Source organism: Helicobacter pylori FD535, assembly GCF_000296015.2.
In the GTDB taxonomy this organism is placed as follows: domain Bacteria; phylum Campylobacterota; class Campylobacteria; order Campylobacterales; family Helicobacteraceae; genus Helicobacter; species Helicobacter pylori_CT.
Genome location: NZ_AKHP02000020.1, coordinates 1 through 12,798, shown reverse-complemented (window position 1 = coordinate 12,798; position 12,798 = coordinate 1). Strand labels below are relative to the sequence as shown.

Annotated in this window: 13 protein-coding genes and 2 pseudogenes; 3 read left to right on the top strand and 12 right to left on the bottom strand. The window is 37.4% G+C overall.

Annotation, left to right across the window (positions count from 1 at the left end; translation table 11 throughout):
* The first annotated feature begins 33 nt into the window (after window positions 1–33).
* A pseudogene (locus tag DV63_RS18240) lies at window positions 34–1,741 on the top strand (DUF262 domain-containing protein).
* A 253-nt stretch (window positions 1,742–1,994) separates the two neighbouring features.
* Window positions 1,995–3,377, top strand: coding sequence for an MFS transporter (locus tag DV63_RS12305; protein ID WP_080220026.1), 1,383 nt, complete (start codon window positions 1,995–1,997; stop codon window positions 3,375–3,377).
* A gap of 70 nt (window positions 3,378–3,447) precedes the next feature.
* On the opposite strand, the pseudogene DV63_RS18510 reads toward DV63_RS12305, so the two are convergent.
* The 11 genes and pseudogenes from DV63_RS18510 to recR form a co-directional block, all read right to left on the bottom strand.
* A pseudogene (locus tag DV63_RS18510) lies at window positions 3,448–3,720 on the bottom strand (outer membrane beta-barrel protein); the annotation flags it as partial.
* Window positions 3,721–3,836: 116 nt separating this feature from the next.
* Window positions 3,837–4,322, bottom strand: a complete 486-nt coding sequence (locus tag DV63_RS12300; protein WP_000153359.1) for a GNAT family N-acetyltransferase — start codon at window positions 4,320–4,322, stop codon at window positions 3,837–3,839.
* 10 nt (window positions 4,323–4,332) lie between these two features.
* Window positions 4,333–5,088, bottom strand: coding sequence for a 7-carboxy-7-deazaguanine synthase QueE (locus DV63_RS12295; RefSeq protein ID WP_000775637.1), 756 nt, complete (start codon window positions 5,086–5,088; stop codon window positions 4,333–4,335).
* Window positions 5,085–5,687, bottom strand: a complete 603-nt coding sequence (locus tag DV63_RS12290; protein ID WP_000236825.1) for a 6-pyruvoyl trahydropterin synthase family protein — start codon at window positions 5,685–5,687, stop codon at window positions 5,085–5,087. Before DV63_RS12290 ends, DV63_RS12295 begins: the two co-directional genes overlap by 4 nt.
* Window positions 5,688–5,690: 3 nt before the next feature.
* Entirely contained in the window at window positions 5,691–6,350 is a 660-nt protein-coding gene (locus DV63_RS12285) for a hypothetical protein (RefSeq protein WP_000041801.1), read from the bottom strand.
* Window positions 6,347–7,150 carry a 5'/3'-nucleotidase SurE gene (gene surE, locus DV63_RS12280; protein WP_000722468.1) on the bottom strand — a complete coding sequence of 268 codons (804 nt, stop codon included), beginning with the start codon at window positions 7,148–7,150 and terminating at the stop codon, window positions 6,347–6,349. Before surE ends, DV63_RS12285 begins: the two co-directional genes overlap by 4 nt.
* Window positions 7,147–8,058 carry a polyprenyl synthetase family protein gene (locus DV63_RS12275; protein ID WP_001087926.1) on the bottom strand — a complete coding sequence of 304 codons (912 nt, stop codon included), beginning with the start codon at window positions 8,056–8,058 and terminating at the stop codon, window positions 7,147–7,149. The genes surE and DV63_RS12275 overlap by 4 nt, the downstream gene beginning before the upstream one ends.
* A 15-nt stretch (window positions 8,059–8,073) precedes the next feature.
* Window positions 8,074–8,616 carry a GTP cyclohydrolase I FolE gene (folE, locus tag DV63_RS12270; RefSeq protein WP_000426975.1) on the bottom strand — a complete coding sequence of 181 codons (543 nt, stop codon included), beginning with the start codon at window positions 8,614–8,616 and terminating at the stop codon, window positions 8,074–8,076.
* Window positions 8,617–9,549: a zinc metalloprotease HtpX gene (gene htpX, locus DV63_RS12265; protein WP_000180970.1), complete on the bottom strand. Its 933-nt coding sequence runs from the start codon at window positions 9,547–9,549 to the stop codon at window positions 8,617–8,619. It abuts the gene before it with no gap.
* Window positions 9,536–10,681, bottom strand: a complete 1,146-nt coding sequence (truD, locus tag DV63_RS12260) for a tRNA pseudouridine(13) synthase TruD (RefSeq protein WP_001048633.1) — start codon at window positions 10,679–10,681, stop codon at window positions 9,536–9,538. The genes htpX and truD overlap by 14 nt, the downstream gene beginning before the upstream one ends.
* Window positions 10,678–11,259 (bottom strand): recombination mediator RecR, encoded by a 582-nt coding sequence (gene recR, locus DV63_RS12255; RefSeq protein WP_001099598.1) that lies wholly within the window; start codon window positions 11,257–11,259, stop codon window positions 10,678–10,680. Before recR ends, truD begins: the two co-directional genes overlap by 4 nt.
* Window positions 11,260–11,406: 147 nt before the next feature.
* Here recR and DV63_RS12250 point away from each other — a divergent pair, with 147 nt between their 5' ends.
* A complete protein-coding gene (locus DV63_RS12250; RefSeq protein ID WP_001128387.1) occupies window positions 11,407–11,613 on the top strand; it encodes a 2-hydroxymuconate tautomerase family protein in 207 nt (68 codons plus the stop codon).
* Between the two features lie 65 nt (window positions 11,614–11,678).
* On the opposite strand, the gene hopJ is transcribed toward DV63_RS12250, so the two are convergent.
* Window positions 11,679–12,788: a Hop family outer membrane protein HopJ/HopK gene (gene hopJ / locus DV63_RS12245; RefSeq protein ID WP_001160287.1), complete on the bottom strand. Its 1,110-nt coding sequence runs from the start codon at window positions 12,786–12,788 to the stop codon at window positions 11,679–11,681.
* Window positions 12,789–12,798 lie beyond the last annotated feature (10 nt).

Here is a 12,798-nt window from a genome sequence, read left to right as displayed (position 1 = left end):
ATAATATAGCCTGAATAAAAATAAGGAGTTCTCATGGGTGTGTTTTTGGATAAGAGCATTAAAGATGTGGTAGATGAATTGAACATTCGTTATTTTTTGCCTGACATTCAGCGTGAATATGTGTGGCTCAAAAAAGCCGATGACAAAAAGATAGAGCAATTGTTTGACTCCATTCTTAGGGGCTATCCTATTGGCTCTTTTTTATTTTGGAAATTACAAAAAGAGGATATAGCCAAGAGCGATGAACAAGATAGCGATAAACTCAATTTCCAACTCTATCAATTCATTACAAATTACGATGAGCGAAAGCCTCACAATGAAAAAATCCGTATTGAACAAATCAAGCGTGATGATTTGTATATTTGCCTAGATGGTCAACAGCGCTTAACCTCGCTTTACATCGGGCTTAAAGGCACTAGAACGCTTAAGAAAAAGAACGCTAAAATCAACAACCCTAACGCTTATGAAGAGAAGCGTTTGTATTTGAATTTGAAGCACCAGCCAAACATGGACAATCCAGAAGACAATTACCAGTTTGAATTCCATGCCAAAACGCCTGAAAACGATAAAAAGCATTTTTGGTTTAAGGTGGGGGATATTTTAGAGTTGGAAAATGGTGTTTTAGATTATGTGAGCGAACATGGTTTAAAAAAGAATTGAATTGGACTTACTGGAAAAGCTAAAAGACGCTTTTCACAACAAACAACTCATTTCATTTTTTGAAGAAACAGAAAAAAATCTTAATAAAGTTTTGAATATCTTTATCCGTGTCAATAGCGGCGGGGAAAAGTTAAGCTATTCGGATTTATTGATGTCTATTTTGACAGCAAGCTTTTCAAGCGATATTAGAACAAAAATGAATGCGTTAGTGGATGCTTTAAAAGACAAAGGCTTTCCAAATGTGGGGCAAGACCAGGTGCTAAAAACTTGCTTGCTTCTCATTGGTAAAGACACGACTTTTGAATTAAAAAATTTTAATAAAAATAATGTCAAAGAGATTGAAGAAAATTGGGAAAAAATTACAGAAAGCATCTGTGACGCTGCAAAACTATTAGAAACTTCTGGTTATGCCGGCTATCTGGGTTCAGCTTATATTCTATCCAGTTTAGCCTATTTTTATTTTTTAAATCCAAAAATGGATAAAAACGATGAAGAACAAGCCCTAAAATTTGTCCGCAACGCTCAAATCACGAGTTATTTTACTCCTTCAACGGATACAAAATTAAGCATCATCGCTCATAGCATCAAAGGAGTGCGAACCTTTGAAGAATTCAACCACAATTTATCCCGACATGAAACAACCCCTTTAAAAATCACTAACGATGCTATAGAAGACATGATGTATTCTAGTAGCGATGCTAGAGTCTTTCCTATTTTACGAATCTTATACCCCAATCTGAACCATAAAACCACCACTTTTCATATAGACCATATTTATCCAAAGTCCAAGTTTAAAGAGAGAAATAAAAAATTGGATAAAGATTTCTATGAATGTGGGAACCATTTATACAACCTCCAGCTTTTAGAAGGCAAAGAAAATAGCGCCAAAAAGGATAAAGACCCTGAAGCGTGGCTCAAAGAAGAATATAAAAATGAGCAAGCCATAGAAGAGTATAAAAAAAGAAATTATATTGACCCTACCCTAAAATTAGAATGGGAAAATATAAAGGAATTCCGCAAAACAAGAGAAAAAGCCATCATTGAAAAATTAAAGGAAGCGTTATTACCCAAGTCTTCATAGGAGTGTTTTTTTTAGCTGGTATAATCGGGTAAAGCGTTTTGACAAAATGGGTAAAACAAAATTTAGACTCGTTTAAGTCATGCTTAATGATAAAAAAGATAAAATGATTCACTTTTTGAACGCTAATCAAATTTCATTTAACGCTTATTATCTAAAAAATGCCATTAAGGTGGTTATATCAAATCAATCTTATCCATCTTAGTTTCAAAATGAAAAATTTAAAAGGGCGATAGCCTTAGTGAAAGGATAATCCATAAAACATTTAGGCAAAAAAGAGATAAGAACCTTAGGGTTATCTTCGCTTGGGGGGACTTTAGAATTTTATGATTTTATCATCTTTGTATTTTTTACGAGTATCATTGCCAAACACTTTTTCCCGAGCACGCTCAGCCCTATTTGGTCTGAAATCAACACTTATGGTATCTTTGCTGCAGGTTATCTGGCGCGCCCGCTTGGCGGCATAGTGATGGCCCACTTTGGGGATAGATTCGGTCGTAAAAACATGTTCATGCTCTCCATTTTATTGATGGTGATCCCAACCTTTGCGCTCGCTTTGATGCCAACTTTTAATCATTTTGTGGGTTTTGGCGTTGATAGCATGGGGATTAGCCTAAAAAACGCTCATTATCTTGGTTACATAGCACCTGTTTTTTTGGTGTTTGTTAGGATTTGTCAAGGCGTTGCTGTGGGTGGTGAATTGCCTGGCGCTTGGGTTTTTGTCCATGAACATGCTCCGCAAGGCCAAAAAAACACTTATATCGGTTTTTTAACCGCTTCTGTAGTTTCTGGGATTTTGCTTGGGAGTTTGGTTTATATTGGGATTTATACGGTTTTTGACAAGCCTGTTGTTGAGGATTGGGCTTGGAGGGTTGCTTTTGGGCTTGGAGGGATTTTTGGCATCATTTCTGTCTATCTGAGACGCTTTTTAGAAGAAACTCCTGTTTTTCAGCAAATGAAGCAGGACAATGCCTTAGTCAAGTTCCCGCTTAAAGAGGTGTTTAAAAGCTCTCTCTTTGGCCTATCAATCTCCATGTTTATCACTTGGGTTTTAACCGCTTGTATTTTGATTTTTATCCTTTTTGTCCCCAATTTTACCCTCATGCATCCTAATTTTAATTTCACTCCTTTTGAAAAAACCTATTTTCAAATTTTAGGACTTGTTGGTATTGTAAGTTCTATTATTTTAACCGGGTTTTTGGCCGATAAAATCAAACCGCACAAAGTTTGCATGGCTTTTAGTGTGGCCTTTGCCTTTTTTGGCTTTTTATTCTTTAGAGAATTTTATTCTAACGCGCCAAGTTTAGTAAATACCATAGTTTTATACTTTTTAGCTTGCTTTTGCGCGGGTATTATGAATTTTTGCCCTATTTTTATGAGCGATGTGTTTAGCGCTAGAATCCGTTTTAGTGGGATTTCCTTCGCTTATAACATAGCCTATGCTATAACCGCTGGCTTTACCCCTCAACTTTCAAGCTGGTTAAACGCAAAAGCTATAGCGGCACCTGAAAGTTTGCAAAGTTATGGTCTAAGCTTTTATATTTTTGTGGTTGCTTTAATTGCTTTTATCGTATCGCTTTTAATGGCGCCAATTTACAACCAATCCAACACCCAACACGAAGTGCCGCCCATAACATGAGCACAAACCTTTGAGTCATTCAATCAAAACTTAGCCGATAGCACTGGTGGGTTTTTAGAAAACCCCCTAACCCAAAGATGCCAAAAGATGATGAAAAATTCCTTTTGGTTTGAATGCCTGTAGGGTTATTTTTATTGGAGTAAGTGGTGATGAAATCCAACAATAAATCTATCCCCCCACCATAGCTCAATTGCTGGACTTTCTCACTGCTCGCTTTAGCGTAATTGTATTTGATGATGCCATAATAAGCCAACCCTATGAAATCATTAAAGTAGTTTTGATAGCCTATTTTAGCGTTAACCCCTAAAATAGGGCTTCTAAAACTTTGCGAAGCGCTTGAAAAACAAAATTTTAAAACAAGCGTTTGTTTTAGAGCTAATTTAGCATTAATTAGGCTGTGTTAATGAAAGTTTGGTAGTTAAAATTATCGCTTGGGTGCGTTTCAAATTGATGCGCTAATTAAGACAGAATCTTTTCCATAAAAAGAGTAGAAAAAATCAAAGTCTCTCCGCCCAACTCAACCACGCAATCCTCTTCTTTGATGCACCTAAAACCCAGCTTTTGATAGAGGTTGCATGCCTTGATTTGGCTTTTGCTTACATGCAGAGAGATTTTAGTATAGCCTTTAACAAAAGCGTATCGCTCCACGCTCTCATAGAGTTTTTGACCCAACCCTTGGGATTGATAAGCACTATTTATGTGGAATTTGCACAGCTCTGCTTCTGTTTGATTGATAGGATTAAGCCCGCAGATCCCAATGAGCTTTTTATCCTTTCTCATTCCAAAAAATTCCCCGCCATGCTCGTGCAATTTTTGAACGAACCCGCTAATGCTGGGCAAAAGATCCAAGCGTTGGATAAACCCTAAAGGGTTATCAGCGATGCGCTCAGCATAAAATTCTTCTAATTCAGTAGGGTATTTTGGCGAAAAAACTTTGATGGTCATGATTAATTTTTTAAAACCCTTTTTGATTGTTCCACAAGCGGATATGGAGCCTATCGCTCAGCCTGAAACCATGCTCTATGGCTAGGGGGGCTAGGGTTTTGAGGTTTTTGTCTAGCTCCTTATTCGTTGTGCCTAAGGGCATTAAAAAGATTTCATTATTTTTTAAGGAGAGTCGTTTCAAAAGGTTTTGGATTTCTACGATGGATTGAATAGCGTTTTGACTCTCTAATACAAATTTAAAATGCGTGCTTTTAGCGTTATTTAAGATATTTTGCAAGGCTTTAAGATGGATCCGCTTGCTTTCTTTCTCTAAAGAAAAAGAGAGTTTGACGCTTAGGGTGAAATGCAATTCTTTTAAAATGGGGCTAAATTCAAAAAAAATAGAGCCATTACTCTCTACAAATAAAGGGATTTTTTTGCGATAAAAATGCTCTAAAACGCTGATTAAAATAGGGTTATTAAAATACAAGCTTGGCTCCCCGCCTGTAAGAATGAAATCAAAATTCTCATAATTAGGGGCTAAACCCTCTAATCGTTCAATCAAAGATTCAGGCTCATTGTAATAATCCCAAGTTTCTTTGAATTTAGGATGCACCGCATACAAACTGTCGCAACCTGTTAGAATTTCATCATGCAATAAGGTTTTACAATTAAAGCCCTTACATGAAAGGTTACACCCTCCTAAGCGTAAAAAAAGACTGGGCTTGCCTATCCTTTTTCCTTCACCTTGTAAGGAAAAAAAGCTCTCAACGACCGGGAGTTTCATGGGATCTGATGTAAGGGTTTAGCGTGGAAAAAGCATTGCTTTTCATCGCTGATGATTTTATTGAAAAAATCCTTATCTTGCCACAAATTTTGAATGCCCTGCGAGAAAGAGACGCAATTTTGATGCACTAAAGATTTAAAGTGTGGGTTTTCTAAATCTTTTAAAAAGCTTTCCGCATAGCCGTTTTTAGTCTCATGCACGCGCACGCTAGAGACTCTTAACTCCCCTTCGTTATTAGAAAAAACGCTTTTTTGTAAAATCCTTGTCAGGTAGTATAAAAACATGAGAGCGTAACTCTCCGCGCTCAAATTAAACGAGCATTTCACATAACGAACGCAATGATTTTCTATAAAACGCTGGAACTCATCGCTTTCTTTGTCCCAAAAATGATGGGCATGATCAAACGACTCAATGAAAACTTGCATCTCTTGTTGCATCAGCCCAAAATCTAACGCCATGTTCGCGCTGTCTAAGCGGTTGGTTTCAATAAAGACTTCCACTTCATAATTATGCCCATGGATATTTTGAGCGCATTTTAAAGAAGAGCAATTGCGCACCACATGGCTAGCGCAAAATTTATACAATCGTCTGATAACCATTGCTCATTGCCTATAACATGGCTGATAGAGAGGCAGTCTTAAATTATAGTAGTAGCGTTCAGGGCGGTTAAAATCAATGCGCTTGATCGTGCTTTTAATCAAATCCCTATAAAGCATTTGATAGCCGCAAGTCCTCCCGCTCACGCTCCCATCTACATATAAAACCCGTTTTTGCAGCACCACATCATACCAATCCAAAATGAAATGCGAATTAGCGCTCATTAAAATTTGCTCGCTAAAGCCATTGATAGCGTAGTAATCGGTAGGGGTTTGAGAGCAATAAAACTGCCCCCCAAGAAAATAACAAGGTTTATTGACTTGATCGATCAGTTGGTAATTGTATTGGTAAAACGGCACGGCTGAGATGTTACGGACAATGCGCGCATAGATCACATTTTTGGCTTTATCTAGCGGGAATTCCGCTTGCGTGAAGACATTGTAAAAGCCTAATTTTTGCAATTCATAAACAATCACATTGATATAATAAGAAGTCATCGCATCGCTTCTGTCATAAGCCACCACGATAGTGGAATTATAGTTGAACAAATAATCCCCTGTAACTTCTGAATAATACCCCATGCGCAAGCGGTGCTGACACGCACTAAAGAAGAATAGAACCCCAACAATTAGCCCTAAAAAAGCCAAGCGGTGATTTTTACTCACTTTAACATTCCCTCATGCCAAGATTCCAAGCTTTTCAAATCATCATAACTGGTCAAGTCTAAATTTAAAGGCGTGATAGAAACATGGTTTGAAGCGATAGCGTCAAAATCAGAGAGCCTGTCTTCATTTTCGCGCTTTTGCCATTCTAAAGGGTGTAGCCCTAGCCAAAAATAGCTTTCATTCTTGGGGTCTGTTCGTTTGTGCACTTCTTTTTTATACAACCGGTAGCCTTTAGGGGTGATGCGTTCGCCCTTATATTCTTGTAAGGAGCAATTAGGGACATTCACATTCAGGAGTTTGCGCCCTTTTAAAGGGTAGCCGTTTTTGAAAATGTTTTGGACTAAATCCTGGATGATCTTTTGAGCCAGATCAAAACTTAGGGGAGCGTTTTTATTTTTAGGAGAAAGGATTTGAGAAATCGCAATGGAAGGCACGCCCTGAATAGTGCCTTCAATCGCTCCGGCCACCGTTCCAGAATAAATCGTGTCTTCGCCCATGTTAGATCCAAGATTGATCCCTGAAATCACTAAATCAAAACAAACATGTTTAAAAAGCTCATTGATCGCCAGATACACGCAATCGCTTGGCGTGCCATCATCAATCCTATAATGCCTGCCTTCTTTGCCCTTAATTTTCTCCGCTCTTAAAGGTGCGGTGATCGTGATGCATTGCGAGCATGCGCTTTTTTCATGCTTGGGGGCGACCACATAGATTTCTGCCATTTCTTCTAAAGCCTGTTCTAAAGCTTTAATGCCTTTTGCATGGTAGCCATCATCATTAGTGAGTAAAATTTTTTTCATGTCTTGCCTTTAAATAGAGTGTTCAATAACGCGTTTAAATTTTCTTGCAATAAAGGATAAGCGGGTTTTAATAGGTCTAAATCGTTTAAAACCTCTGTTTTTAAAGTTTGAGCGTAACCGCTTGCCTTCTCTAGCCCCAATAAATTCACAAAGCTGTTTTTAGCGCCGTCTAAATGCGTGGTTTTACCGCTTTCTTCTTCATCTTGTGTAACGTCTATAATATCGTCTAACACTTGAAAACAAAGACCCGTTTTTAACCCAAAAGCCTGAAGCCATTTAAAAAGCTCTTCATCTTTAATACCGCTCGCAACAAGCCCCATCATCAAGCTTGCACTAATCAATTTAGCGGTTTTATGCTCGTGTAAGAAAGTGAGCTGTTCTAAATTTAAGGGCGTGTTTTCAAAATAGCAATCCAAAGCCTGCCCTAAGATCATGCCTTTAATCCCCCCATTAACGCTTAAGATTTTGATCAATTCCACAATAATATGGCTTTCTAATAAAGAATTTGAAAGCAATTCAAAAGAGTAAGTGTTGAGCGCATCGCCGATTAAAACGGCTGTGGTTTCATCGTATTTGGCGTGTAAAGTGGGGTGGTTTCTCCTTAAAGCGGCATTATCCATGCATGGCAAATCGTCATGAATGAGCGAATAAGTGTGCAAGCATTCAATGCTTAAAGCGATTTTAAAATATTCTGTTTGTTGGTTAAAATAATCCTTTTGACCCACTAACGCACAAAGCACGGCTAAAAAAAGCTTAGGGCGGAACCTTTTACCCCCATTAAGCACCATTTCAAAAAAGGCTTTTTCCAAATGAGGGTGGAAGCTTTCAAGGTGTAAATGATGGCGGTTTAAAAAGCTTTCAAAACGCTCGCACTCATTATAGTAAAAGGATAAATTAGGGCTATTCATGCCTAGAATTATAACCTAAGATTTTAAGAGTTGCATAAATTCAGCTCTGGTTTTAGGGTCTTTTTTAAAGAGGCCTCTTAGAACGCTTGTTTTAATGATCGCATTTTGCTTTTGCACCCCCTGCATGCTCATGCACAAATGCTTGGCTTCACAAACCACAATCACGCCCCTTGGCTCTATGATTTCATCAAAGGTTTCTGCAATTTGAGTGGTCAGCCTTTCTTGGATTTGCAAGCGTTTGCTATAAATTTCAATGAGTTTAGCGATCGCGCTAATGCCTACAATCTTTTCCTTAGGAATGTATCCTAAACTGATATTCCCCAAAAAAGGGAGCAAATGGTGTTCGCAAGTGGAGTAAAATTCAATGTTTTGAGCCACTATCATTTCATCGCAAACGCCTTGAAAATACGCGCTTTTTAAAGCCACTCTAGGATCTTCTTTATAGCCTTTATACAAGAATTTCCATAATTCTTGAACCCTTTTAGGCGTCTCTTTCAAGCCTTCTCTGTTCTTGTCTTCGCCGATGTTTTCAAAAAATTGGTTGAAAAAATTTTCCATTTAAATGACGCACCTTGATAAAGATTGGATACGATTTTTAATGCTAGGGTGGGTGCTAAACATTTCAGCACTAAAAAGATAAGCCGCCGATCGGGTGCTATTTCTATCTGTATCTTTATAATCGTTTTCTTTATAATCGTCAGAAATTTTTTGTAAAGCTCTAATCATGGGCTTATTGTCATGCATTAAAAACGCCGCCCCGCTATCGGCCATGTATTCTCGTGTGCGGCTCAAATACATTTGCAAAATAAGCGTTAAAAAAGGCAAAACGATCTGTAAGAGTAATAAAATCATTCGGGCTAAATTCGCCCCACTATTCTTGCGGTTCCCCATGAAAAAATACACGCTAAAATTAGCCACTAACAGCATGATATTGCTTAAAATCCCCACGCACATGGTCAAGCGAATGTCGTTGTGCCTGATATGGCTGAGCTCATGAGCGATCACGGCTTTTAATTCATCTCTATCCAACCTTTCTATTAAAGCGCTTGTAAGAGCGATAAGGGAGTTAGATTCATTCCACCCGCTCGCAAAAGCGTTCATGTAAGGGGCGTTAATGATATAAAGTTTAGGTTCAAAATGAAGCTTAGCCTCTTCTAAAAGCTCTAACAAAAGGCGATGGATTTGATTTTCTTTAGAGCTTAAAACCTTACTTTTATCAATAAGCTTGTATTCATCACCGCTTAACATGATAGAGCTGAAATTTTGGATACAAACAACAATAATGACAAAAGCCGCTAAAAACATGATAATGGTAATTGTAGGAAAAATTTGAAAAGTCATGAGTTTAAAAAGAGCTATTCTTAAATCATTAGCATTAATTCTAATAACATCCACCAACAACCCAATAAAAGCAAAAATCACGCAATAAGTGGTTAAAACCGCGTTCGTTTTGAGTCTGTTTTGCGCGATAATTTTTTCAAAATTCGTCATTATTCTCTCCTTTCTCATGCTTGATTTCTTTGAGCAACGCGCTCGCATAACTCCCTTTAGGCAAGTAAAATCCTAATTCAAATTGCGCTTTTTCTTTTATATATTGAGAAGTTACATTTTCTGCAAACACCCAAAAAAACCGCCTAGATCCTAGCGTTTTAGCATGGCTACTTAAAAGGTTATTCTGGAATTCTTTTTCAATTTCTAAACTCAAATTTTTCGCATAAAGAGCTTTTTTGCCGTCTAGTAACCCCGTAGGCACAGCTTCTTTTTTCAAAAACCTTTCGCTCTCTTTTTCTAATTCTAAAGCATCAAAAAACTTCCCATAAGGGTAATGGCGCATCACATCGCCTTCTAAGATTTTAAAGGGGTGGGCTTGGTTTTTAAGGGCTTTTAGGGTGTTTGAATTGATACTTAAATTTTTTTGTTTAAAAAATTCTAAATTTTCTTTTAGGCTAAAAGCGCTAATGATTTTACTGATTTCTAATCGTTTGCTTAAAAGCGCGTTAAACAAATAACTTTGATAGCTTGAAATTAAAAAAGCGTTTAATTTTTGACGGGCGAATTTCGTTTGATTTTGTAAGATTTTTAAACCCTCTTGGTGGTTGTCATTGAACTTCCCGAAGCGTTGCGATCCAAAATAATTAGGCATGCCAAACTGTGCGATTTGTTCTAAAACCTGCTCCGTTTTTTGAGCGTTTAGGGGAGTCATTTTTTTAAAACGCATAAAAAAGCGATTCCCTTTCAAATGCCCTAATTTGATTTTATTATGATGGTAATTCAAAGACAGGATTTTAAGGTTTCTTTCTTGAAAGTTGCTCGTATTTTTTTCTAATAAAGGGGCGTATTTTTTAGGGAGTGAGATGAATTGAGTCGTCAGCGCGTTTTTATCTTTCAAGCCCGCATAACCCAATTCAGCGATTTTTACCCCTAAAATTTGAGAAAAAATTTGAAGCATTTCTAAAGTGCTTAAACCGCTTTTCCTCACTTGAATAACGGCATGTTCGCCTGTGTTACTGAATTCATACAAAGGCACTTCATGCACGCAAAAATCCCTAGCGCTAGAATTGAAATGAAAATCAATGCTCGCATGGTTATAAGCATGCAATAGGGGCATAAAATGTAAATTCATGCTTTGATCCTTGAATTAAACGCCCTTGAGAGCGAAACTGAGTCAATGTTTTCAAAATTCACTCCAGTAGGCACGCCTTGAGCGATTTTAGTGAAAGTGAGATGGAAATGCTGTAATTTATCTTCAATATAAAGCATTAAAGAATCATTAGCCAAAGTGGGAGGGAAAGCAAAAATGATTTCTTTAATGTTTTCTTCAATCAGGCGTTTTTCTAGGGCGTTAAAATCCACTTCTTCTATAGAATTTAACACGTAATAGCGCCCTAAAAAATCCTTTAAATCTTCTAAAATAAACACATCTCTTGGGTGTAAAACCATGCAAAGCTGAGAATTTTGTCGGCTCTCATCAGAGCAAATCTCACAAACCTCACTCTCACTGAGCGCGTTACAAGATGCGCATGTTTTAAGGTTTTCTAGGGCATTCTCTAAAGCGTGCGTGATTTTGAGCGCCAGATAGGGGTTTTCTAAACCCAAATGATACGCCATTTTAAAGGCGGACTTTTTACCCACATTGGGGATTTTTTCTAAACAATCCACTAAATTTAAAAAGTGATTCAAGCTGTTTTTATAAGTATTCATTTTGTTAGTATATCAAACTTAACTTGACTTGAAAGCCACTAAAAGGGCTTTTATTGTTTTTTAAAAGAGGGTTTAATATGAAAAAGTGCTCATCAAGCGTTTAAATAAAAACGCTATCATGCGTTATCTCAATTTTAAGGAATAAATATGCCGCTTATCAATATCAAACTTGTGCCAGAAAATGGAGGGCCAACAAACGAGCAAAAACAGCAATTGATTGAAGAGGTTTCAGATTTGATGGTTAAGGTGTTAAACAAAAACAAGGCTTCTGTTGTGGTCATTATAGATGAGGTGGATTCTAATAATTATGGTCTTGGGGGCGAGAGCGTCCATCATTTGAGGCAAAAAAACTAAAGAGTTTTTAAAATTCAAAGGTTGCGGTGTGCTAACATTTAAGGGGTGTCTGTTCCCATAACCCCCTAAAAACTATAAACATAACTCACATTAAACATGACAAGGCGTTTAAAAAACAAAGAAGTGTTCAACCCTTTGCCATGCGTTTCATAAAAAGAATTGACCGCTAAAGGGATTTTCAAGCCCATTTCAAATCCGTTATGCCTATTGACATTCACACGAACCCCAAAATTCAAAGGGATCTGGAAAAAACTCGTGTGCATTTTGGCCTGATAATTCGTCAAATAATTGTTGATAAAATCCGTTTGGCTCACCCACATGCTCAAACCACTCCCTACCCACGAACTCCCCGCTAAAGCAAAGCCCGCATAAAAACCCACGCTAGAATGTTTTTGTGAATTATCAATGAAATTATAAAGATAATCTATTCCAAGCCCATAGAGGTGGTTGTTCATTTTGCCTAAACCATCAAAGCCGTTACCCACAAAACCAAAATTAGTGTAACCATAGTCATAGAACAAGTAATAGCGCAACCCTTGATTTTTTTTCTTGGTGAAGAAATGCTTATAACCTACGCTCAAAGCTACCCCATACATGCTTGAAATGTTTTTAGAATAAGAGTTGGGATCCAGCGCGTTTAGGGAATTTGAAATTGCAGCGGTTTGAGAAGATAAAGAAGAAAGCATGTTGTTTTGGGATTGGGTGAATTGCAATTCTAAATTTTTTAAGTTTTTTTCAAATTCTAAAGGGTTAGTGGTGGGTTCTTGTATTTTTTCTAACGCTTGGACTAATTGGGGGTTAGATGAAACGCCACCGCTAATCATCACTATTTTTCCAATATTTTCAAAGGTGGATTGGAGGTAGTATTTCTCGGCTTGGATTTCAGTGGGGGTTAATTTGGAGTTGTTTTTTAAAGCGTTGTTGATGTAGTTAAAGGTGTTTTGCATGCTGGTGATTTCATTTTTGACTTGATTGAGCTTATTAATTTTATTTTGAGCGTTAGAAATGGTTTTAATGCGTTCTTGATTCAAAAAGGGGTTGTTGTGTTGGATGGCATGACTGATAGAATATTCAAAACCCACGCTCGCATACGCCCCATTTTCTTCAGCAATACAAAAAGATAAAAATAAAGGTAGAAAGAATGATGAATGTAATAAGGCTTTTGGAAATTGCATGGTTGATCCT